This window comes from Lacticigenium naphthae DSM 19658 (assembly GCF_000425865.1).
Lineage (GTDB): Bacteria > Bacillota > Bacilli > Lactobacillales > Carnobacteriaceae_A > Lacticigenium > Lacticigenium naphthae.
Genome location: NZ_AUEG01000001.1, coordinates 219965 through 244025 on the forward strand (window position 1 = coordinate 219965; position 24061 = coordinate 244025).

Genomic DNA, 24061 nt, shown 5'->3' on the forward strand with positions numbered 1-24061 from the left:
ACTATACAAAATAAGGGAGGAAAATTGCTGCTATTGAGAAATAAATAAATACGCTAGTCAAATCACTCAATGTTGTTATAAATGGTCCGCTGGCTACAGCAGGGTCAAATCCAATTTTTTCTATTAGTATAGGGATAAAACTACCAGCGATACTAGACATGATTACTGCAAATATCATGGCAATTGCAACTACAAAACCTAAGACAAAATTTTGTTGCCAAACACTTACTATAAAGAAAATGGCTAATCCAGTAACGACTCCAGTAATCAAACCAGTAATGATTTCGTTTTTTACTAATTCTCGAATAGAATTCTTCTTATCTTTGGTTTCAGATAATCTTCTCACTGCAACAGCTAAAGATTGTGTCCCCGCATTCCCAGCTGTTCCTGTTATTAGCGAAATGAAAACAGCCAGAATTGCTGCTTCCCTAACTAAATTTTCATAGTAATCGATTAAGGAAGCTGTTCCCATTCCTAAAAAAAGCAACGTAATTAACCAAGGCAATCTTCCGGCTGCTGCTTTCATAGGTGTTGTCGCCTTTTCAGAGACATCTACTGCGGCCAATCCAGAATAGTCACTATCTCTTTCTTCCTCGATAACATCAATAATATCATCAACCGTTATTATTCCTTGAAGGTGCTGTGTTTCATCAATTACTGGAACTGCTAAGAAATCATAGTCACTCATTATATGTGCTACATCTTCTTGGTCGTCCAATACATTAACTGAAATAATGTTTTCTATCATTATTTCTTTAATAAATGTTTCGTCCTCGCTCACAATTAAATCTCTTAAAGAAACAACGCCGAGTAATCTATTCATCTCATCCACGGCATACAGATAGTAAATAGTTTCTGCATCCGGAGCCTTTTCCTTTATCTCTTTCATAACACTACTAACCGTTTGGTTGATATACACAGCTATATATTCCGTAGTCATGATCGAGCCAGCTGTTTCTTTAGCATATTGAAGTATTTTTCTTATTTCATTGGATCTTTCTCTAGACATCAATGTGAGAAAATAATTGATGTCTAACTTATCAAAATTTTCAAGTAAAGAAACCACATTATCCGTGTACATTTCATTGAGTATATCGGCTAGATAGCGTGTATCCATTTCTTTCAAATAATCGATATGGTCTTCCTCATAATTTTCCATGCTATCAAATAAATCGGCTAAATCAATAGGTGATAAATAGTGGTATAGCTTGACTCGCTCGTTTTCATTTAAGGCCAAGAAGAAATCGGCCTGATCCCTGTCATGAAGATTATGGAAACGATTTAAAAACTCATGATAATTTTCATTTTGTATAGCTTCTTTAATTTGATTTAATTCGTTTTCTAATTCAAATGTTTCTTTTTCCATGAATAAAACTCCTTAATCACTACAAACAAATCTTTATAGACTATAAAAACAGTCCGGTTCGCTTGCTCTAATAGTGATGTCTTCATTCGTAAACGGATGGGGAATTGTGAGCTCATAGCAATGAAGAAGATGATGAGGAAATATTGGTGAAGCTTCGCCATATAAACTGTCGCCCACCAATGGGAATCCTAGAGCGGCAAAATGAACACGAATTTGGTGAGTTCTTCCAGTATGTAACTGAATATCCACGATCGTTTCGTTCCCCATTTTCTCTCTCATCCAAAATTCAGTTTTAGCTTTTTTTCCATGCGGGCTAACTTCCCTTTTTATAATAGAATCTGCATTCCTAGCAATAGGCAGATCTATTATTCCATGGTCCTGATCAACACTTCCTGAGACTCGCGCAGTATATTTTTTTATTATGACTCCTTCTTTAAACTTTTTATCCAATAAAGAGTGGGCGAAAGAGTGCTTAGCAAAAATCATTATACCGCTAGTATCTCTATCCAATCGGTTTACAACATGAACAACTTGATAATGTTGTTTGTGCTTCTTCAAATAGCCTTTGACTCTATTTGTCAAAGAATGATACCTATCATTTACAGAGGGTACGGCATAAATACCAATAGGTTTATTCACGATTAAATAATGGGAATCTTCATACAGAATTTCTATTTCTTTTTGAGATATTTCTAAGCCATCTGAATGTTCTTCCGGAGGCATTGAAATAGTAATTAAATCACCATTAGTTATGATTTCTCTAACGGTCACTTCCGTTCCATTTAATGCAATGTGTCCCCCACGGTATTTAATTTTACTTAATAACCTTTTGGATATTCCGACATTAGTTATAAATTGTTTCATCGTACAGCCGTCTGGTTTTGTATATTTCCATTCAAATCTCATCTTTGTATTTAGCTCCTATAAAGGCGTCTTCCACTCTGTTCCAAAAATGAGTATGCTTATAACGCGCAAAATGAATCCGTTCCTTTGCAATTTTAAAATTCAATTTTTTTACATTTTTCTCAGTGGTAGTCAATTGATCGACCGTTAGAATGAAATTATCTGTATTTTTTGGTTCGAGGTTAATCCACTCATCTGGAGCAATAATTAAGGGGGAACTCAGTGTTCGAAAAACTCGATTGTTCAACGATGCCATTTCTGTTAATTGCAGCGCCTCTAATCGGGGATGAAGCACGGCTCCGCCGATTGATTTATTATATCCAGTAGAACCTGTAGGGGTTGAGACACATATCCCATCTCCTCTAAACCTTTCAAAATGCTCTTCACTTATAAAAACGTCGCAGACTAGTGTTCCATCTACCCTTTTCAAAGTTACTTCGTTTAAAGCAAGGAAATGGGTGTGCGGTTGATTGTTTTTATAAATCAATTCGACATCTAATAAAGGGTAACTTACACTCTCTCCCTTATCGTTCACCAAGCTTTCAACTAATTCTTCTAAATTAAATTCTCTCCAGTCAGTATAGAAGCCTAAATGTCCAGTATGGACTCCAATAAATCGAATAGAGTCCAACAGGTGAGCATACCGATGGAAAGCAGAAAGTAGTGTCCCATCACCGCCAACTGAAATTACTATATCTGGTAGAATATTATTCAAGTTCAATTTGTGACTTAAACAAAGCATTTTTAGTTTTTTTGTCACTTCATTTGATTTTTCTGTATTATTGCTGAAAATAGCAATATTCAATATACTCCCCCCATTGGTCACTTTTTCTTTGGCTTGATATTTTTCTGTTTATTTTTACCTTTGTCTTGAGAATAAGATCTTTGTGCTTCTTGGATTTGTTCTCTGATTTTTGACATTTCTTCATCTAATTTAAAAGCAGATTCAGCTGCATTTTGTAGTCTTTCATTGATTTCTTCGGGATAAACGCCTTTATACTTGTAATTCAAAGAATGCTCAATAGACGCCCAAAAATTCATAGACAATGTCCGAATTTGAATTTCAACCAAAACCTTTTGTTCTCCAGAAATCAATTGGATCGGATATTCACATATTAAATGATACGAACGGTATCCGCTGTCTTTTTTATGTTTAATATAGTCTTTCGTCTGCACGATTTTTAAATCTTTACGCTTCCTCATTAATTCAACCACAGTATATATATCTTCTACAAATGGACACATTATTCTTAAGCCAGCAATGTCCTCCATTTCTGTATCTATACTGTCTAAAGGGATATTTCGCAATTCAACTTTAGATAGTATACTGTCCACTGGTTTCACTCTTCCTGTTACAAATTCTATAGGGACATGTCTATTTTCTAATTGATATTCTTTTCTTATTCCTTTTAGTTTGATTTTTAGTTCCTCTACAGTTTGTGCATAAGGAAATAAATACATTTCCCATTCCATTTCCATATAGTACACCTTCTTTTTCTACTTATTTCTTTAAATGTCCTCTCATATATATTAACATAACCTAAGAAGATACAGTACTTTTGTAACAAGGTGTCTTAGATAATTTTATTTAAAAAATGAAAAGGGGAACTCATATGTCTGAAAACAAAGAAATCGAATTCAAATCTCTCTTGCTAAATAGTGAATATGATAGATTGTTGAATTATTTTCAGTTGGATAAAGTCGATAAACAGTATCAAATCAATCATTATTTTGATACGAATAATTTAGACCTTAAAGAAAAACGATCTGCATTGCGCATTCGTATAATAAATGATAACCATGCTGAAATAACTTTAAAAACTCCTGAAGATAATTATTTACTGGAAACTTCTGAAGATTTAACAGTTGATGCAGCTAAAAGGATGATTCAATCAAATACACTCGAGGTTCCCATCTCTATTCAAACAGTTCTTCAAAATATCGGAATCAACTCCACTAATTTAAAAAAGATAGCTACATTAGAAACAAATCGTATTGAAAAAGATATCCCAGAAGGTCTATTAGTTTTAGACGAAAGTCACTACAAAAACATTGTAGATTATGAATTAGAATTAGAAGTTACAAATTACGAAAAAGGCAAAGTAGACTTCTTGAACTTTTTAGCTAGTCATAAACTTCCCTACCGTAAAGCTAGAAACAAAATCGCTCGTGCATATGATGTTCCTTCTAATTTAGATAATTGACCATAAATCCACCTGGTTTATCAAATAAAACAAACTTTTGTTGTAGACAATCTAGATATTTTGTGGCAAAATATTGACATTTTATAAATAACACTAAATATTTAAAGCGCAATATTATCTTTACTAGTTTATCTTTGTTAATCTATTAATATAGTAAATTTAGTAAAAATAATAAGAATTAGGTGTGTTAAACCATGGAATTTTCAAAAAAAATTATGGAAATCTTTTTATTCGTTAATCCTTTAGGACCCCGTTGTTATGAAACAGAAAAAATAGTTTTAGATTTTGTACAAGAAAGAAATGAAAAAGTTAAACTTAGGTTCATTCCTTTTGTTAATTTTCATACTATTTCTACACAATTATCACTCCACCCCATCAAAGAAACAACTATCGAGACAAGAAACAAACTTTACATGGATACTTACGAAACAGCTTTAGCATTTACTGCCGTGTCTATGCAAGGGAAAAATATTGGTCGTCAATTTTTAATGGCTCTACAAAAATCTCTGATTGAACAGCAAAACAAAGTTTCTAACAAATTGATCTCTGAAATCATTTCATCACTTCCGATCGATACAGAAATGTTTTTAGAAGACTGGCATGCGGATTTCACCAAGCAGTTATTCCTTAAAGATCAAAAAATAGCTCGAGAAATGGATGTCAGTCAGACTCCTTCCCTTGTTCTATTTTCAAGTATGTCTTCAGATTATGGTTCTGTAATTGAATCTACTGTTTCTAAAGAAGTTTTACATGGATTGTGTGATAGCCAAAATCAAAAAATACACAATCTCTCTTCCAAAAAAATTATAAAAAGCTATTCAAATTAATTTGAATAGCTTTTTATTTTCGTTTTTTTTGATTGGAGTATCAATCAAATAATGTTGTACATACAAAAATGATTATATGCGTAATAGTGACTGTGTAGTGTGCCACTTTTATATATTGAGTCAGGAGAAACCATTATTTAGAAGCCATCAATAAACTCTCCAACTCATTTAGTCTGTTTTCAAATATTTTGAACGCTCTTTCAAGATACTCACTGTTGGTCATATCCACACCTGCTTTTTTCATTACATCGATAGGATAATCACTATTGCCTGATTTCAAATAAGCTAGATAGCGATCTAATGCCCCCTCTTCCCCATTTACAATTTTATCTGCTAAAGCAGTTGCAGCACAAAAACCAGTAGAATATTGATATACATAATAATTATAGTAAAAATGAGGTATTCTAGACCATTCTACAGCGATTTCGGGATCACTCTCTACCGCCGGTCCGTAATATTTATCGTTTAATTTTTTATATGAGTCACTTAAATACTCTGCTGTTAATGGAACTCCCTTAGCGGCCTCTTCATGCATAAAGTGTTCAAACTCAGCGAATTGGGTTTGTCTAAATACAGTGCCTTTAAATCCATCTAAATAATGATTTAAAATATTAATACGAACCTTGGCATCTTCTTTGGTTTTTAAAAGATAATCAGTCAATAAGTTCTCATTTGTAGTAGATGCAATTTCTGCTAAAAATATTGAATAATCTCCGTATACATACGGTTGATTATTTCTTGTGAAATAACTGTGCGCACTGTGTCCCAGTTCATGGACCAAAGTATACAAATGGTTTAATGAATCATGCCAATTTAATAAAATATACGGATTTGTATCGTAGGCTCCCGAAGAATATGCACCACTTCTTTTACCTCTGTTTTCGACAACATCGATCCAACGGTCAGTAAAGGCAGCATTAAGAACCGCTTTGTACTCAGTTCCTAACGTTGATAGCCCATTAAAAGTTTCTTCTTTAGCTTCCTCATAACTATATTTTATTCCTGTTTCTCCTGTAATTGGAGTATATAAATCGTACATATGCATTTCTTCAATATTCAAAAGAGTTTTTCTTAAACCCATATAACGATGCAGTAAAGGTAAATTCTTATTTACAACATTGATTAATGTATCATGAACAGTCTCAGGAATATGGTTCTCACTAAGAGCACGTTCGCGAGCCGATGAAAAATGATGTACTTTTGCAGTATAGTTATGGTAGCGTACATTTGCTGCCAAAGTACTGGCAAAAGTATTTTTCAATCCTTCATAGACTTCATAAAGTTTTTTGAATGCATCTTCCCTAACTTCTCTATCTGTACTCTCCAATAATTGACCATACATACCATGCGAAAGTTGTACTTCGTTTCCGTCTTCGTCTTTTACTGATGGAAACTGGATATCTGCATTATTTAAAACACTAAAAGTCTTACTTGATGCCTGAAATAAATCATTTGCTCCAGCAAGCAACCCTTCCATTTCAGAAGACAAGACATGCTCGCGGTTTGACGTCATTGAATCAATGTAATGTTTGTATATCTTCAATTCATTAGATTCAATAAAATAATTTTCTAGTTTATTAGGATCTAATGCTAAAACCTCTGGTTCAAACCATGCAATTGCTTCACCGGCTCGAGTAGCCAACATTTGAGCCCTGTCATTCATTGCCTGGTAAAAGGAATTAGAAGTATCTTGATCATTTTTCAGATGAGAATAAACATAAACTGTCTCTAGTTTTTGTGACAATGCAAGCAATGATTCCAGTGCTTGCAAGAAAATGGTTGAATTCTCAGCCAACCTTCCCTGATAAGTCTTAACTTCAAGGATCATTTCTTCAACTTTCTGATAAGCTTGATTGAAATCTTCATCCGATTCAAAAATCACACTGAGATCCCACATTGATTTTTCAGGTAAATCTTGACGATTTGGTAGTTGCTTCACATTTGACATTAGAAAACCTCCTGTTTTTTTCATCACCCTCTCATTTTATCATAATTTTATTTCATTTAAAGCTTCTTTAACTATTTGCATAAAAAAATTTGCTTGTATTTTGCTCTTTCGTTTCTATAGAATATAGGTCTTTTATTAATTCTCCATACTTGATCTCCTTTATCCTTTAATATATTTTGTTTCACCAAAAAGTTGCAGAATTCTTTCAGGGGAGTATCCAAAACATCAGAACTGACCAATGGAAAATCAGATAAAATTAATAGTTTATTTGTAATTAATTTTTCCCACACACATTTTAATTCTTTGGTCGTGAATTCATTCTTTGAATTCAATTGTATAAATTTTAGCAAGTAATATTTCCAAAGCATGTTGGAACTCGAAATCATCCAATCACATGGCAATGTGACATAGCATTCAATTGGGATACTTATTAATGAATCTCGATTCTGATATATTTTTTCCATAAACAATTTCGTAGCTCTATTTGAATAATATGCGTTCGATCGAATATAATTGTCTCGAATGGATAAGTTATATCGAGGGAAATTGTTAACCTCAAAATTTAAACCGTTACTATTTCTCATGAATCTGATGATATTGTCCTTACTTTTGATAGGCCAACTTTTAATCTTGTAGTCTATTCTTCGAGAGTGATTGATAGAATTCAAATTATAAATTACGGTAAACATTTTATTGGAAACATCAAATTCCAGGGAATAAAAAATCCCGCTATCAGTGATACCTACAAAAGTTTTTTGTAGGTTTGTTAGCTTGTTTTTTATATGTAAGTTTTTACCTAAAATCCAAATTACTTTATAGCCCCTCCTTTTGTAATTAGACGTACGTTCTTTCATGCGTCTAATATTTAATGTAGTACACTGAAATTCGATAGCAATTTTTTCTTCATCTGTTTTCCACAAAATATCGGGTCGTTGTTTCAAATCGGATAAATATGCTTCTAAATAGACCTCTTGCATATTTTTTCTCAACATTTCAAAAAGCAATTGTTTTCCAAGAAGATGTTCCTCTGTTTCCCCTTCTGAAAAACTGATGCATTCACTCTTCTTTTTATGAGCGAAATGAGCAATTTTAATAGTCCCTTTTTTCAAAACAAGATCTTGTTTACAACTCGGGCATACATACTTCGTCGTTTTATTATTACTATCTATACAGTCTTGAGCATTTACACGCTTTTTGTCTTTGTTTAATGCAATTAACATATCTTTATCCTCCTGCTATATAATACGATAAAGATGCTCAAATTTTTTTTGTCTATGCATTACGCAAAAAAACTGTTACATCTAAACTGAGTGGTTTAGATGTAACAGGTCTTAAATCAATCTATTTACTATTTAAAATAATATCTCAAGGATTTTAGAGCAGTCTCTTCTAGCAAAATTTTCCCGTGTTCCATCAAAAAATCGCCAGTAAGTTTAGTCTTATGTCCATATTCTAAAGCTACTGCCCACTCTTCAGTCGGGTTTCTTAAAAGCATTTCTTCTTTATAGAATAAGAAATATATATAGTATTTGTTTTGATAACTTATTAAATAGGATAGTCCGCCCTCTAAATATAATCTTTCCGACAATAGAATAGCATCATCAAAATTTTGGAGTTCGACAACTTTTTTTACTATATCTTCTTTCTCATTATCTACCAAGTTGTTCTTTTCTGCTTCTTTCATTTCGCGTATTCTATTGAAAAAATTAGAAGATTGCTTAGCATCTATACTTTCAACATTATTTTGTGTTGTAGAATCAATGTCTGGTCCAGCAGAATCTTTACTTATATATAATTCTAAACCCTCACTAGTTGGCATCACTTGAAAAGTAACTGCATCTGATTCCTGAAATTCATCTTCTAAATCTACTTCCTCTAAAATACTATAAAAGAATTTTTCGATTTGCTTTTGATTTCCTAATAAATCCAAAAATTCTATGCCTCTTTCTTCTAAATCAGCATGTTTTATTTGTACCCTAATTGTATCTTCGTTGATATGCTCCATTTCCATAGTCCCACACCCCTTTTCTTACGATCTCTTTACCGATGGACTATCCCCTCTTATTTTAAAGATTATTTTGAGAATGTAAAGCGTCTTTAGAGAAAACTAATTTTCAAATGATAAAACCCCTTTTTGTTTGCTTAACAAAAAGAGGTTTTATATTCTCATGAATGTTTTTTTATGATAGAGCGATGCCAGCTATTTGTTGAGCTTTTTTAAGTTCGAGTGCCCTAACTTCACGTGGTAGAAAACGGCGAATTTCATCTTCGTTATATCCCACTTGGATTCTTTTTGAGTCAATCATGATGGGTCTTCTTAATATACCTGGTGTTTTTTGGATAAGATTATATAATTCTAAAAGTGATAATTCTTCTATACTTATATTTAATTGATTAAACGCTTTGGATCTAGTAGAAATAATATCTTCCGTTCCATTTTCTGTCATTATCATAATTGATTTAATTTCTTTAATTGTCAATGAGCTAGAAAAGATATTTCTTTCTTCATAAGAAATATTGAATTCTTCTAACCATGCTTTAGCTTTCCTACAAGATGTACAACTCGGTGATGTAAACAACGTTACCATATGTATTGCTCTCCCTTCATTATTTCACACTGAAAATTATGATTGTATGAGTGCTTTTCTGCATTAGTGACGTCTACATTAATCAGTATACAATATTTTCTATGAATTATCTACGCTTTTGTCAAAATTTAGACAAATTTCCGTGTTAATTCGTTAATCTTTCGGAAGAACATTATTTTTAATCGTTGATTTTATTGACTTTTGTTTTTTTGAAACCAAGCTCCACATTAAAATAAATACAATCTGAAACGTTATAAAAAAGATAGAATAATATTAAATTATTTTAATTCATAATAGTGGTTTGATTTCTTCATCGCTTAACTTATAATTGACTTAGTTTAGTAAAAAGAAAGGGCTGTAAAAATGAAGAAAATTTTCTCAGGAATTCAACCAAGTGGTACACCCACTATTGGAAACTATATTGGTGCCATGAAACAGTTTATTTCGATTCAAGAAAACAATCAGTGCTATTTTTGTATAGTTGATGAACATGCGATTACTGTTCAACAAGAACCAAACAAACTTAGACAACAAACAAAAAGTCTCGCTGCTCTATATGTTGCGATTGGTTTAGATCCTAAAAAAAGTGTAATATTTATTCAGTCTGAAGTTTCTGCACATGCTGAAGCAGCATGGATTGTTCAATGCAATACTTCTATTGGTGAATTAGAAAGAATGACACAATTCAAGGATAAATCTTCTAAATATGAAAAAAGTGGCGTACCTACTGGAATATTGACTTATCCCCCCTTAATGGTAGCTGATATCATTCTTTACCAAGCAGACGAAGTTCCTGTAGGAGAAGATCAAAAACAGCATATCGAATTAACCAGAGACTTTGTTAACCGATTTAATACAAGATATGGTAATGGTAATATTCTTTTAACACTACCTGAAGTGAGTATTCCTAAATCTGGTGGTAGAATAATGAGTCTACAAGATCCAATGAAAAAGATGAGTAAATCTGATAGTAGTCCAAAAGGATATGTATCTATGTTAGATGAACCAAATGTAATTCGTAAGAAAATCAAAAGTGCAGTAACCGATTCTAGTGGTATTATTGAATACAATACCGAAAAAAAACCGGCTATATCGAACTTATTAACGATTTTTTCTGCGTTTACACATATTTCAATTGAAAATTTAGAGAATAAGTATAAAGACAGTAACTATGCCACTTTTAAAAACGATTTGGCCGAAGCAATTATTGCAGTTTTAGAACCGATTCAACAACGACACAATGAATTACTAGACTCTGGAGAATTGGATTTTATTTTAGACGAAGGAGCCGAACGCGCTCAAAAAGTTGCTAATAAAACATTAAAAAAAATGCAAAGAGCTGTAGGTTTAGGAAGAAAGAGATAAAAGAACTGGGAGTTTAGACTGACATACTGATTTGAGACACTAATAAAACACCTTCTTAGGCTGCTATTCCTCTAAATTCTAGTGGGGAGTCGTAGTCTAATTTTTCTTAAATTCGTTCATTATTGTAATAATTCATATAGTTAATGACACGAGCAATCCCTCTTGCAAGGACAACGAGTGGAATTTAACATATTGGAACTTTTCTGATTTAATATTTGAATGAAATGACTCGATAACTGCGTTATCCCAACAGTTTCCTCTTCTGGGCATACTACTCACCAAGTCTTTTTCCTTCACTAAACTTTGAAAAGCATAAGAAGTATACACAGATCCTTGGTCAGAATGAATCAAGACTCCTTTGGGATTCTTTCTTGCTTCTAAGGCTGCTTTCAAAGTATCCGTCACTATTTGTCTGTTGATGATTGTATAGCCTATATGCGACGACTTCATTGTTAAACAAGTCTACAATGGTTGAAAGATGCAGCGTTTTCGGACCCTATTGAATATACGTAATATCAGTCACCCATTTTTCGTTTGGTTTGGAGGCACTAAAGTTTCTTGCCAATAAATTAGGCGCAATGATTACGGTCTCTCCCTGAGACTTCCACTTACGTTTTGGTTTTACTCGGCATTGTAAGTTGAGTTTTTGCATGATCCGTTGAACGGTATTCCGGTGACGTTTAATTTTATATCTACGTTTCAAGAGCTTCGTTATCTTTCGGTGCCCGTAACGGTATGTATGTTTTTGACATAATTCTGTAATAGCCAATTCTACTTCCGATAATATTTTCTTTGGTTCTTTCGTCCATCGGTAATACGAGGAACGAGCTATCCCCAAAGCAGCTAAAATAGCAGTGACCGTATACTTTTTTCTAAACTTGTCTACCAATTGATGGACTACTTCTTTTTCAACTCCTTGCTCATCTCTAAATACTTTTTTAAAATCTCGTTCTCCATTTGTAAATGTTCCACATGTTTGGTCTTTTTTTCTTCTTCATTTTTCAAATCCGGTCCAAGTCCATAAGAATATTGTTTTCCAATCGGCTGATCAAAGCGATGAATTTGGTTTGTTCGATACCATTGCCTCCATGTTTTAATCTGAGATACATTCTTTATACCGTATTTTTTCATAATATTTTGGTTTGTTAGTTCGCCACTCAGTTTGGCTTTGACAACTGCCCATTTCACTTCACTTGAATACATGTTTTTGCCCACGCAAAAACACCTCCAATATAGTATTTTACTGATTATACCATTTCGAAGGTGTTTTATATTGTCTCATTTAATTATGTTAGTCTACTTTTGTCCCAGCTTTTTTTGTTTCCTGAACTTTACCTTCTAAACATGCTCAAAAAACCAGTTCCGCTATCCATATCACGGCGCTAAAGCCGTTGTTGCGCCAATAGACTTACGGATAAAGTTGTGAAAATTTATTCGGGTGAAAAATTTTGTCACACTCTGTTTTTATTTACGTTGAATTGAACGTTTAACAGGAAACATGTCAAAAGAATCGCTTAATAAATTAGGTCGACCAATTCTTTTTTCGAAACATCTCCAAAATAATAAGATAAATCTACCTGTTCTAAAATGTCACTAATTGTTTTCTGATTATAATTGCACCCTATAAATTTTTGCTCAACATCCGAAATTTCTCCTAATCCAAAGAAATCTCCATAAATTTTGAGTTCTGTAATCATACCTCTCTCGACATTTAATTTAACCTCGACTGTCCCTATAGACAATCTTTCGCTACGCTCTAAATCAAATTTGGGAGAAGTCCCATAGTTCCATTCCCAGTTAGCAGTGTATTGTTCAGCAAATTTGTCGATTTGTTTCCAATCTTTGTCAGTCAGCTTATACTCTTTCACTTCTTTTATAGAATTTACATTAAAAATATTTAAAAGCAACTTTTCTCTAAACTGTTTTGTATTCATGTATTGATAGTCATCATCCAAGAATGGTTTGATATTTGTCACTCTACTTCTAATAGACTTTATCCCTTTTGATTCTAACTTATGTTTTTTTGGTTTCAAAGCACCTACCACTGCATCTATCTCACTATCAAACATTAAGGTTCCATGAGCAGTCATTCTGCCGTTTTTGGAATACATTGCATTTCCAGAGAACTTCAGATCATTAATGACCAAATCATTCCTACCCTTTAACTCCGCTCCTTCTACACCCATCTTATGTAGTGCATCAATAACAGGGCTAGTAAATTTTTTGAAATTTCTAAATGAATCCCCATCATCTTGAGTAATAAAACAAAAATTTAATACACCAAAATCATGGTACACTGCACCCCCACCAGAAAAACGTCTAACAACAGTAACCTCATTTTCTTCTACATATTTTGTGTTGACTTCTTCGTATGTGTTTTGATTTTTCCCGATTATTATCGCATTATCATTTATATAAAACAATAGAATTGGTTCATCCAGGCTAACTTCATTTAGCAAATAATATTCAATTGCTAAGTTTAAGCGTGCATCATTGACTTCCTGTCCATTTCGCTCATTTTTTACGTAATACATATTATACCCCTTTGATTTATATTTATTTTTATGGCTAATACTACTGGATTATTTCCAGTGTATCTGATTGCTTCATTTTTTGTTCATTTAAACTTCTATTTTATGGTAAATGTGTTAATAATTTAGCTGCACTTCTTTTCCAATATTTGCTATTTCTTTTAAAATCATATGAGCTGAATGCTTTCCATTCTCTTCAACTATATTTAGTGTCTCCCTTAAACAAGTTAGCATTCTTAATAACAAAGACAAATATTTTTGAAAGCTGAGTGGGCCTTGAATAGAATTTTTTTCACTTTCCATCTTCCTTCATTTCTAATTGCATAATATTTTATTGGATATAAAGTTTGTAAATATTCTACCTTAAAAGTACCCAAATTGAAAGGATTCTCCATCTCGATAAAAGTATTAACTATCATTGAATATTGGAAGTATTGGACATATTTACCATCTTTATCCTTTTTCAGTAAATGAGTTAACTGTCCCCCTAATTCTCCTGTACGATCGTGATGATAATGAAAGTAAGACTGAAACTAATCTTAAAGGATCAAAATGATATTCTAAGGTCAGCAAAGAGCTACTTCCGACACATCTATGAAACCATCTGATTCAATCAATTAACTACGAATACTAGGACTCACGTTAGGTATCCCTCCAGTAGCCTAAAATAGTTACACAAATTGTTCAATCTCCTCTCATTCCCTACTCCTCAATTTTACACCATTCAAGAATAAAAGAGAAAAAGAATCTCTGTATCTAACCTTAAAAAAAACAAAAATAGTATAGACTTCAGGAACACCCTGATGTTTATACTATTCATATTTTTCACTATTGTTTTTAGATCATTAAAAAATGCTATTTTGTTTTTTTATATGCTCTATCATATCCATACTAACCTTATTAGCTTGTTCGATACAAGGGTTTATTCCAAACCCTTTGAACCCATTTCCCGCTATAAATACACCCGGGTATTGATAACGTAATCTTGCTTCAATAGCCTCAACTCTCAATTCATGATCAACTTGGTATTGCGGAATAGAGTGTGGCCATCTTTTTATTATACGAAAATTAGGATCATCTTTTATCCCAAACATTTTTTTAATGTCAGCTAAAATTGATTCTTCTAACTGATTGTTGCTAAGTGACATAATAAATTCTTCTTCTACACGTCCGAAACTGACCCCAACAAGTTCTTCAGCATGACTATGTAAAAATTCCCATTTTTTATTTAACCATACTGCGGAAGTTACAAAAGAATCATTTCTCCTAGGTGCTACTATACCAAATCCTTTTGGTTTTTGTTGAATACTATTTTTAGGAAAGCTAAATAATACATAACCTATAGACCCTAATTTCATTTTAGAAAATTCGGCCGACAGTACTTCGTCGTCAAATATCTCTCCATATGCTTTCGGATCAGTAGCCACACAGACGGAACCCACCCGAACTTGTTGTTTGTGATTAATATCTAGAATGTAGGTACCTTCTTTATTTGGTTTGATTTCAGTTACCGTTTTATTATATCGAATATATGGTTTCAGTTCTTCTACAAGTTTTTGGGTTAACACTTCCAATCCTTCATTGAAGGTGACGTAGTTTCCTTTTCCATCCCATAAATGCGAAGATTCGACTAAGCCTTTTGGTAATTTCACATTAGCTTTTTCAACTTCAAAAATTTGTTCTCGACTAGCTTTAATTCCCATTTCATCTACACTACTTGCATATATCTTCGAAAAAAACGGTTCAACAACATGTTCGGCCATCTCTGATCCAATTCTTTTTCTTAAATATTCACTGATTTGTATATCTTTTTTAAGTCTTGATTGTTTTTTATGGATATTTTTCAAAAAAGCAAGTTTACCTTGAAAAGATAAAATCGAATACTTCCAAATATCTTTTGAATAAACAGGTATTCCTTTATAAGTAGGGAAATCCGCTGAATACAATTGGTTATAAAAAAATATATCTGGTTTCCCGTTTTTGCTCTTTTCTATGTTCGGAAGTAAACCTAACTCTTTAATTAATTCTAATGCTTGTGGCATACGAATGTCGATAGATTCTGCTCCCATATCCAAATATAAATCATCCTGTTTCATTGTGAAAATTTTGCCACCTGATCTAATAGATGCCTCAAAGATTACCAATTCAATGGGTAAATTATCCCGTTCAATAATTTTTTTTATCCGATAGGCAGTTGTTAATCCGGTTATCCCACTTCCAATAATAGCTATACGTTTTTTTGATCTTTTCATGAACCGTACCCTCACACTTCTCTCAATTTAAGAGATCATATACATTTGTTGATTAAAAACATTAATCTATTATAACATGTTTTTATTTTTTGATTCTTCCCTACTACTATTAAAACACATTTTTTTATTTTTTTGTTCTCTAATGCAACAATTTTCGAACTATTATTTTAACTAAAAAAACAGAGCATGTCAGAATTAACATCAGCTCTGTTTTACCTATTTGGACTTCCCGTTTTATTTTCGATAGACATATTTCAATGAGATAGTTTGACCATCATGTATAGTAATAATATTATCGAAAAATTCTTTTTCAAAAATTGTCGTTATCGGTTGATATAAGGGGACAAGCGGAGGATTATCGAATAAAGTTTTTTCGGCTTCCTTCAAATAATCCCATCTTTTATTTTTATCAATAGTTAGTTTTGCTTTTTGTAAAATATCATCAAACTGGGTATTAGAATATCCAGAAGTATTATTAGGATTTTGAGAAGTCCACAATTCTAAGAAAGTCACTGGATCTTTATAATCGGCTCCCCATCCACCTAACTGGATAGAATAATTATTCGTTTCATCTAAAATCATGCGTTGCTTGAATGAGACACTTTTTATATTGATGTTTAATCCTGGCAAGGTCCTCATCATATTTCTTTGAAGAAATACAAGAGAATCAATTGCTATTGGGGTATCATCAGCAACAATTTCAAGCGTAATTTCTTCTTGTTCTAATTCTTTCAAAGCAAGTTGAAATAAAGAACGAGCTTCTCGTACGTCATGGCTCAAATAACTGGAACTATCCTCTCTAAAATCAATCCCTGTTGTGGGGTGGTTACTCAGCCCTGTAGGAATGAGTCCTGTCGAGGGGACGGCATTATTATTCAATACTGACGATACAAACTGCCTATTATTAATTGCAATACCTAATGCTTTTCTTAACTTTTTATTGATCAATGGATTGAATTCTTTTGTTTCTTTCATATTAAATTTTAGGTACATGGTTGCACTGGTCGGTTCTTTTTTTACAAAGGTATTATTGTCGATTGTTTTTGATTCAGGTTTACTAATAACCGCTCTATCCAGCTTGTTTTGCATGAAATAGTCAAGGGCAGTTTCAGATGTTTTTACCACTTTGAATACTGCTTCATCAAGTTTCACATTCTTTTTATCCCAATAATTTGAATTTTTTCTCAAAGTCCATTCGTTTTCAATATTTGACCAATCTTCAATAACAAAAGGTCCATTGAAAAGTGTCTTATCACTTCTAGTTGCAAATTCATTACCCGTTTCATTATAAAATTTTTCATTTATAGGAAGGAATGCCGGTAAGGTCAGGAGAGTGTCCAAGTGTGCTGTCTCTTGTTCTAAATTTACACGTAAAGTTTTTGCGTCGACTGATTCAATTCCTAGCTCATCAGGATTCATTTTCCCTTGTAAAATTTTAGAACCATTTAGAATCACATCATCGAATAAATAACGGTAAAAAGCTTGATTTTCTGGATCAACCATTCTTTTCCATGCAAATTCAAAATCATAGGAAGTAACAGGATTTCCATTAGACCAATAAGCATCTTCCTTGATTGTAAACTCGTAGGTTTTTCCGTTATTTGATATTGTTGGATGGCGTTCTGCCATTCCTAATTCTAGTTGGTTATTTACTCCATATCTGTATAGTCCTTCCATAGAGTTGACCAAGGCGTTAAAACTTACGGTTTGAATTGAATCAGCCGGGTCAAGTGAAGCTAATTCTTTTTGTTCCATCAACTGAATTTTCAACTTAGGCTTGTCTTCATTTGTATTCCCCATAGCCTGAGTCGTTTCCTTATCCTCTTGATTTTCAAACACTCTGAAAGAACACGCCGAAAGAATAAAAAGCCCAACAAATAATAAACTTACTAGATAGTATTTATAATTTCTCATGACGATCCTCCCATTCTTATTCTATAATAGTTTACTATAATTCCACTTTGCATAGGAGAAATCTATGAAATTACTTTTTGAATTTTAATTATATATACAGAAATAAAAAAACTTTCTAATCCAAAAATACTAGATTAGAAAGTTGCTATTTTAAATTATTTATTTAATGCAGATTTAGCTTGCTCAGTTATTGCAGAAAATGCATTTGCATCACGAACTGCTAAGTCAGCTAGCATTTTACGATTTACGTCGATTTCAGCTAATCTTAATCCATGCATTAATTTACTATAGCTTAAGCCATTCAAGCGGGCAGCAGCATTAATACGTGTGATCCATAATTTACGGAAATTACGTTTATTTTGACGACGATCTCTATATGCATATTGATAAGACTTCATTACTTGTTGATTTGCTACTTTAAACAGACGATGTTTTGCACCATAGTACCCTTTTGATAATTTTAAAATCTTTTTACGGCGTTTACGGGCAATTATTCCACCTTTAACTCGTGCCATGTTATTTCCTCCTCAATTTCTCCTAAGCAAACACTTTGTTTACTTTTTTATTTCATTTGTGATAATTGTTGCTTGATGCGTTTGTAATCACTGCTAGAAACCAATGCTGATTTACGTAATTTACGTTTTTGTTTTTGCGATTTATTCGCAAACATATGGCTTGTTTTAGCATGTGACCGTTTCAATTTACCGGATCCAGTTCTTTTAAAACGTTTTGCTGAACCACGGTGAGTTTTTTGTTTTGGCATTTTTTTTCCTCCTAAACATTATCTTACTTTTCTGCTTTAGGTGCTAGCATGATAAACATGCTACGTCCATCCATTTTAGCATTTGATTCGATTGCTGCGATATCAGATGTTTCTTTAGCAAGACGTTCTAAAACTTCACGACCAATTTCTTTATGAGTAATCGCGCGTCCTCTAAAACGTATAGATACTTTAACCTTGTCACCTTTAGTAAGAAATTTTCTAGCATTTCTTAGTTTAGTTTCAAAGTCGTGGTCATCTATTGTCGGACTCAAACGTACTTCCTTAATATTGACGACTTTCTGATTTTTTCTTGCTTCACGTTCTTTCTTTTGTAGCTCATAACGGTATTTCCCGTAGTCCATGATTCTTGCTACAGGTGGTTTTCCATTCGGTGCAACCAAAACTAAGTCAAGATTAGCTTCTTCAGCTTTCACTAGAGCTTCTTTTGTTGATATAACACCAATCTGTTCACCATCTTTACCGATAAGACGCACTTCGCGAGCTCGAATTCCATCGTTGACAATCATGTCTTTTGCTATGATGATTCACCTCCAAAATATTTGAGAGAAGAACTGCAGAAAAAAGACGGGGAATATTTCCCCGCCTATCTTCATCCGCACTTTGACACAAATTTTCATTGTGAAAGTCTTGAATAGATATCTGCCCAGAAACTTTTTGTCTCTAAGGCGAGAAGCGGGTTGCCTCTGCTTGGTTTTCTCAACTTTTATAGCTTACCACTTTTAATATATATTGTCAAACTACTTTCCTGTTTTTTGTAATTCATTACTCAAATTTTCGATAAATTCTTCTAGCGGTAAAGTTGTTGTTTGCTTTTCTCCATATTTTCTAATTGTCACTGAACGATCAGCCACTTCATTATCACCAACAACTACTTGGTAAGGTATCTTTTGGGTCTGCGAACTTCTAATTTTGTATCCCATTTTCTCGTTTCGCATATCTACGTCTATACGCATATCAATTTCATTCAATTGTTTCTTGATTTCTGAAGCATAGTCAAAATGCAAATCTAAATTCACAGGAATAATCGTTGCTTGAACGGGAGCTAACCAAGTAGGAAATGCTCCCTTATATTCCTCAATGAGGTAAGCAATAAATCTTTCCATTGTGGAAATGATTCCTCTATGAATAACTACTGGACGATGAGTATTCTCGCCGTCTTCTCCGACATAAGTTAAATCAAATCTTTCTGGGAGTAAGAAATCTAATTGAACTGTGGATAACGTTTCTTCCATCCCAATAGCAGTTTTCACTTGTACGTCAAGTTTCGGACCATAAAAGGCTGCTTCTCCTTCAGCTTCAAAGTAATCCAGTTCCATTTCATCCATAGTTTCCTTTAACATTTTTTGAGCTCTTTCCCACATGTCATCGTCATCAAAATATTTATCTTTATTATTAGGATCACGATAACTCACTCGGAATCTATAGTCTTTAATATCAAAATCTTCATAAACTGCTAACATTAATTCAATTACACGCTTAAATTCTTCTTTGATTTGATCAGGTCGCACAAAAATATGTGCATCATTTAAGGTCATTTCTCGCACCCTCTGTAATCCAGACAGAGCCCCACTCTTTTCGTAGCGATGCATTTGACCAAGCTCAGCAATTCTTAATGGTAACTCTCTGTAACTATGGACATCATTCTTGTAAACTTCCATATGATGTGGACAGTTCATAGGTCGTAAAACGAGCATTTCACCATCACCCATATCCATTGGCGGAAACATATCTTCATGATAATGATCCCAATGGCCAGATTTCTTATATAATCCCACATCAGCCAATACCGGTGTATAAACATGCTCATAGCCTAAGCTAATTTCTTTATCCGTAATGTATCTTTCCACAGTGCGGCGGATTGTAGCCCCTTTAGGAAGCCAAAATGGTAATCCAGATCCAACTTCAGGAGATATCATAAACAAATCTAATTCTTTCCCTAATTTACGATGGTCCCTTTCTTTTGCTTCTTCTCTTTGCTTCAAGAATTCTTTTAGAGATTTTTTATCAAAAAAAGCTGTCCCATAAACTCTTTGCATCATTTTGTTATCAGAGTTACCTCTCCAATAAGCTCCAGCTAACGATAAAAGCTTAAATACTTGGATTCTTCCAGTAGAAGGTACATGTATCCCTCGGCATAAATCAATAAATTCGCCTTGTTCATATACTGTTATTGTTTCTTCTTCTGGTAATTCATTTATTAGCTCTTGTTTGTATTGATCTGCCTCAAATAATTCCAGAGCCTTTTCTCTTGAAATGACCTTCCTATTTATAGAATGATTTTCTTTTACAATTGTCATCATTTCTTCTTCAATAGTTTTTAAATCTTCTTCAGTAATTGGTTTCTCAGAGTCTGTATCATAATAAAACCCATTTTCTATAGTCGGTCCAACTCCAAATTGAATAGACGGATACAGACGTGTCAATGCATGTGCCAGTAGATGAGCAGCTGAGTGTCTAAGAATTTGTAAAGCATCTGCATGATCTGGAGTTATAATTTCAACTTCCCCATCCTCCATAATTTCATGGTTATAATCAATCGAATTCCCATTAAATTTTGCGGCCAATCCTTTTTTGCTCAATGATTTGCTGATAGTCTCAGCAATTTCTTTTGGAGTAACTCCTTTATGAAATTCTTTGATAGTTCCATCTGGTAAGGCAATATTAATTTTCTCCATTATGTTTCCCTCCATTTAGTTAATTAATGATAATTATGTCAAAAAAAAGTCCCATTAAAAGCATATTATTGCTTTTAATGGGACGATTTAAGTCGTGGTTCCACCCAGTATTCGAAATAGTTTTTTGGATTATTTCCTTATTCCTCTAACGCTAGGTGGCGTCCTTTTTTACTGATTTCAAAAAGGCTCTCAAAAGGGGTAAATTTTAAGTGAACATAGGAAAATTTCACCATCTTTTCCCTCTCTTTAATACTCTAACTTAAAATTATTGACTTTATCATTGATTTCATTATATTTTGTAGCTAGATTACCACTTTTATTAAAAATATTCAAGTATAATTTAATATCTTCTATTTCTCCCTGCCATTTTTATCTCTTTACTTAAAAATTTGATGCGTTCCATAATTCGTTTTGCTTTAAGGGGTTCATCTTCGCCTCTTTGAGAGATGCGTAAGTGTTCTTCCTCTAATTGTTTCATACTGAAATTTGATGAAAAGAAAGTGGGCAGCTCTTCTTGCATACGATGTTGCAATATTACTCCCAATATGTCATCACGTATCCAGGATGACAATGAATCAGCCCCTATATCATCAATCATTAAAATAGATGTACGTTTAATTTCTTCTATTTTAGAGGCAGTTGTATTATTTCCAATTGAATTTTTCATTTCTACAGCAAAAGTTGGAAAATGAATCAACGTAGATGGGTATCCGTTTTTAGCTAAAGCATGAGCTATTGCTCCTAGTAGGTAAGTCTTCCCAACTCCGAATGGACCTTGGAGATAGAGAGCTTTATGGAAAGCCTTTGGTTTTTCAATATAGTTTTCTATAAAAGCTAAAGCTTCCTGTATTGCCTGCTGACGCGTCTTTGTAGGTTCGAAATCTTTTAAATCAGCTTCTCTAATGTCTTTAGGCATGTCCACAGCAGTTATTCTTTGTTTAAGCTCCATTTGCTTTCTTTTCTCGAGTAGGTCGGTTGTCGGTATATATTGAACAGCTACCCCACCTTGGGATGCAATCAATTGGGGTCTATACCCTGGAGCAACTCTGTCTTTTTCATTTTTTCCAAATTTTCTTTTTTCTTGAACAAATTCATATAATTCTGAGTAACTTCTTTCAATTCCTTCAGTAGTAAGCTCATCTTTATGTTCTTTAAGAAAATGATAAACCTCTGGATCCTTCAGCACAGTTTCCATCAACACACCTAGTTGCCTGTCTAAGTCATTTTTACTCATTAAATTTTTAAAATTTTTCCCAACATTTTCCATAACTAATCACCTGCCTTTTTAGAACCACTCAATTTATTTAGTCTGTCAATAAATGCTTGCTTTTCTTCTTCACTAAGTGGTACTTCTTCCTCTTGGTTTTCTTCTTTTGCCCAATTGGGTAATGTTTCTTTTCTTCTCGGTGCAGAGTCTTTTTTTGTGTACTTATTATTCTGTTTTATTTTTTTGCTTTGGTTTTCTTTATACAATTGAATTACTTTATTTATTGCTTCTTCTGGAGTTTGAATTGAGTTTTGAGCCCAATCATTCGCTATTTTATTCGCTAAATTCCGTTCAAATATAGCATTTTTCTTAATCACTAATACATAGTGTACGAGTATATTAATTACAGGCATTGATAAGGATGAATCTTTGATTAAGTCTTCCAATGTCCATTGTTCATTGCGTGTGACAAATCCACCTTTTTGCTGTTTTATTTTCATTAAAAATTCAGCTGGCGTATTTTTTTTAGCATCTTGTATGATCTCAATGTGTTGACTATTAAACCCTTTTTGAAGTAAGTTCTCTCGTTCTTTCTTCTTCTCTTCATGTGAAGCCTGTTGAATTCTTTCAACTGTATCGGTGATTTTAAAATCATCTTGCTTAACGGTTTTTTTATAATACCGATAAATTTCATTTTTGAATTTCTTTTTATCAATAGATCCTGTCACGATATCTGTAGCATTTTTTAAAAAAGTCAATGCATCAAGTTCATCCAGTCCAAACATCTGGTGAAAAGTGAAAATCGTTTGTTTTACAGATTCATCCAATTCCTTTTTGTTGATAAATGTAGTTTTGATGTGATCTATTAAAAAGTTCCAGTCAAAATTATTTTCTTCTAATTTTACTCGCTTGGATTTTTGATTGTCATATACATCTAATAAAGAATTCGTATCTAATAAATTACTAGAAGTATCAATTTTTTGTATGTTGAATTGATATACTTCTCCAAATTGATGCGTTATCTCCTTAAATTCAATTGGAATCGACGGTTTGGTGTATTTCTTTTTTAAACGAATGTAATTGTTCTCTCCTATCAATTCCAGTAGGAGCAAGGACAACACATCATCTTCAAAAAATTGCTTTGGTGTGCTAGGTGCTTGTATTTCATACAAATAGGATTTGGGTTCTTCACTTTTTTGAAATGTTTTTACTAATCCTATCCCTTCTAAACGAAGTAAGCTTTGAAAAAAGTCCGGAATACCTAAATCTGATAATTCTAATAGCTCTTTTAACATCTTTTCGGTTGTTTTCGTATCAAAAGAAGGGACTTCTTGAATCAAAGTCATTAGTAACGAAAAAGCATTGGAACCAATAATAGGTTTGTAAAATTGAGCTACTATATCGATATCATTTTGACACAATACAGTTCCAAATTGTACCTCATACCCATCCTTAGGCGTTATATGTTTCCAATTTAGACTCACATTATTTCACTTC

24 protein-coding genes and 2 other annotated features are annotated in these 24061 nt (G+C 33.0%); of the genes, 3 read left to right on the plus strand and 21 right to left on the minus strand.

Annotated elements, in window-relative coordinates:
• Nucleotide 1: 1 nt before the first annotated feature.
• Genes mgtE through yjbM form a run of 4 tightly spaced genes read right to left on the minus strand, consistent with a single transcriptional unit; the run spans nt 2 to nt 3748 of the window.
• Nucleotides 2-1366 carry a magnesium transporter gene (gene mgtE / locus H626_RS0101075; protein ID WP_027107686.1) on the minus strand — a complete coding sequence of 455 codons (1365 nt, stop codon included), beginning with the start codon at nt 1364-1366 and terminating at the stop codon, nt 2-4.
• Between the two features lie 33 nt (nt 1367-1399).
• Nucleotides 1400-2272: an RluA family pseudouridine synthase gene (locus H626_RS0101080; protein ID WP_027107687.1), complete on the minus strand. Its 873-nt coding sequence runs from the start codon at nt 2270-2272 to the stop codon at nt 1400-1402.
• The gene (locus tag H626_RS0101085; RefSeq protein ID WP_027107688.1) at nt 2262-3074 is read right to left on the minus strand and encodes an NAD kinase; all 813 of its coding nucleotides are present in this window, start codon (nt 3072-3074) and stop codon (nt 2262-2264) included. The genes H626_RS0101080 and H626_RS0101085 overlap by 11 nt, the downstream gene beginning before the upstream one ends.
• A 17-nt stretch (nt 3075-3091) precedes the next feature.
• On the minus strand, nt 3092-3748 hold the full coding sequence (gene yjbM / locus H626_RS0101090) for a GTP diphosphokinase (protein WP_027107689.1): 657 nt from the start codon (nt 3746-3748) through the stop codon (nt 3092-3094).
• A 134-nt stretch (nt 3749-3882) separates the two neighbouring features.
• Here yjbM and H626_RS0101095 point away from each other — a divergent pair, with 134 nt between their 5' ends.
• On the plus strand, nt 3883-4473 hold the full coding sequence (locus tag H626_RS0101095) for a CYTH domain-containing protein (protein WP_027107690.1): 591 nt from the start codon (nt 3883-3885) through the stop codon (nt 4471-4473).
• A 194-nt stretch (nt 4474-4667) separates the two neighbouring features.
• On the plus strand, nt 4668-5300 hold the full coding sequence (locus H626_RS10310; RefSeq protein WP_051237692.1) for a DsbA family protein: 633 nt from the start codon (nt 4668-4670) through the stop codon (nt 5298-5300).
• Nucleotides 5301-5433: 133 nt separating this feature from the next.
• Here H626_RS10310 and pepF read toward each other — a convergent pair whose 3' ends face one another.
• The 4 genes from pepF to spxA all read right to left on the minus strand — a co-directional run bounded on the left by pepF (nt 5434) and on the right by spxA (nt 9836).
• The gene (gene pepF, locus H626_RS0101105; RefSeq protein ID WP_027107691.1) at nt 5434-7248 is read right to left on the minus strand and encodes an oligoendopeptidase F; all 1815 of its coding nucleotides are present in this window, start codon (nt 7246-7248) and stop codon (nt 5434-5436) included.
• 71 nt (nt 7249-7319) lie between these two features.
• Nucleotides 7320-8468, minus strand: a complete 1149-nt coding sequence (locus tag H626_RS11135) for a competence protein CoiA (RefSeq protein ID WP_051237693.1) — start codon at nt 8466-8468, stop codon at nt 7320-7322.
• A gap of 128 nt (nt 8469-8596) precedes the next feature.
• Nucleotides 8597-9259, minus strand: a complete 663-nt coding sequence (locus H626_RS0101115; RefSeq protein ID WP_027107692.1) for an adaptor protein MecA — start codon at nt 9257-9259, stop codon at nt 8597-8599.
• Between the two features lie 169 nt (nt 9260-9428).
• Nucleotides 9429-9836 carry a transcriptional regulator SpxA gene (spxA, locus tag H626_RS0101120; RefSeq protein ID WP_027107693.1) on the minus strand — a complete coding sequence of 136 codons (408 nt, stop codon included), beginning with the start codon at nt 9834-9836 and terminating at the stop codon, nt 9429-9431.
• Between the two features lie 363 nt (nt 9837-10199).
• Between spxA and trpS the strand changes: the two genes are divergently transcribed.
• Entirely contained in the window at nt 10200-11201 is a 1002-nt protein-coding gene (gene trpS, locus H626_RS0101125) for a tryptophan--tRNA ligase (protein ID WP_027107694.1), read from the plus strand.
• A 132-nt stretch (nt 11202-11333) separates the two neighbouring features.
• Here the strand turns inward: trpS and H626_RS11765 are convergent, their stop codons facing one another.
• The 13 genes from H626_RS11765 to H626_RS0101190 all read right to left on the minus strand — a co-directional run bounded on the left by H626_RS11765 (nt 11334) and on the right by H626_RS0101190 (nt 24048).
• The gene (locus H626_RS11765; RefSeq protein WP_425411616.1) at nt 11334-11651 is read right to left on the minus strand and encodes a DDE-type integrase/transposase/recombinase; all 318 of its coding nucleotides are present in this window, start codon (nt 11649-11651) and stop codon (nt 11334-11336) included.
• Between the two features lie 46 nt (nt 11652-11697).
• On the minus strand, nt 11698-12090 hold the full coding sequence (locus tag H626_RS11770; RefSeq protein WP_425411617.1) for an IS3 family transposase: 393 nt from the start codon (nt 12088-12090) through the stop codon (nt 11698-11700).
• An 8-nt stretch (nt 12091-12098) separates the two neighbouring features.
• Nucleotides 12099-12416 (minus strand): transposase, encoded by a 318-nt coding sequence (locus tag H626_RS11775; protein WP_027107695.1) that lies wholly within the window; start codon nt 12414-12416, stop codon nt 12099-12101.
• A 299-nt stretch (nt 12417-12715) separates the two neighbouring features.
• The gene (lplA, locus tag H626_RS0101140) at nt 12716-13735 is read right to left on the minus strand and encodes a lipoate--protein ligase (RefSeq protein WP_027107696.1); all 1020 of its coding nucleotides are present in this window, start codon (nt 13733-13735) and stop codon (nt 12716-12718) included.
• Nucleotides 13736-13849: 114 nt separating this feature from the next.
• Nucleotides 13850-14035 (minus strand): hypothetical protein, encoded by a 186-nt coding sequence (locus H626_RS0101145; protein WP_027107697.1) that lies wholly within the window; start codon nt 14033-14035, stop codon nt 13850-13852.
• Between the two features lie 542 nt (nt 14036-14577).
• Entirely contained in the window at nt 14578-15984 is a 1407-nt protein-coding gene (gene hemG / locus H626_RS0101150; protein ID WP_027107698.1) for a protoporphyrinogen oxidase, read from the minus strand.
• Nucleotides 15985-16218: 234 nt separating this feature from the next.
• On the minus strand, nt 16219-17898 hold the full coding sequence (locus H626_RS10325; RefSeq protein ID WP_051237694.1) for a peptide ABC transporter substrate-binding protein: 1680 nt from the start codon (nt 17896-17898) through the stop codon (nt 16219-16221).
• 155 nt (nt 17899-18053) lie between these two features.
• Nucleotides 18054-18413, minus strand: coding sequence for a 50S ribosomal protein L20 (gene rplT / locus H626_RS0101160; RefSeq protein WP_027107699.1), 360 nt, complete (start codon nt 18411-18413; stop codon nt 18054-18056).
• A 47-nt stretch (nt 18414-18460) separates the two neighbouring features.
• Nucleotides 18461-18661, minus strand: a complete 201-nt coding sequence (gene rpmI / locus H626_RS0101165; RefSeq protein ID WP_027107700.1) for a 50S ribosomal protein L35 — start codon at nt 18659-18661, stop codon at nt 18461-18463.
• Between the two features lie 23 nt (nt 18662-18684).
• Nucleotides 18685-19206, minus strand: a complete 522-nt coding sequence (gene infC / locus H626_RS0101170; protein ID WP_027107701.1) for a translation initiation factor IF-3 — start codon at nt 19204-19206, stop codon at nt 18685-18687.
• A gap of 26 nt (nt 19207-19232) precedes the next feature.
• Nucleotides 19233-19377: a sequence feature (ribosomal protein L20 leader region), on the minus strand.
• Between the two features lie 42 nt (nt 19378-19419).
• The gene (gene thrS, locus H626_RS0101175) at nt 19420-21357 is read right to left on the minus strand and encodes a threonine--tRNA ligase (RefSeq protein ID WP_035618146.1); all 1938 of its coding nucleotides are present in this window, start codon (nt 21355-21357) and stop codon (nt 19420-19422) included.
• A 75-nt stretch (nt 21358-21432) separates the two neighbouring features.
• Nucleotides 21433-21647: a binding site (T-box leader), on the minus strand.
• 50 nt (nt 21648-21697) lie between these two features.
• The gene (gene dnaI / locus H626_RS0101185; RefSeq protein ID WP_027107703.1) at nt 21698-22624 is read right to left on the minus strand and encodes a primosomal protein DnaI; all 927 of its coding nucleotides are present in this window, start codon (nt 22622-22624) and stop codon (nt 21698-21700) included.
• Nucleotides 22625-22626: 2 nt separating this feature from the next.
• On the minus strand, nt 22627-24048 hold the full coding sequence (locus tag H626_RS0101190; protein WP_027107704.1) for a replication initiation and membrane attachment family protein: 1422 nt from the start codon (nt 24046-24048) through the stop codon (nt 22627-22629).
• Nucleotides 24049-24061 lie beyond the last annotated feature (13 nt).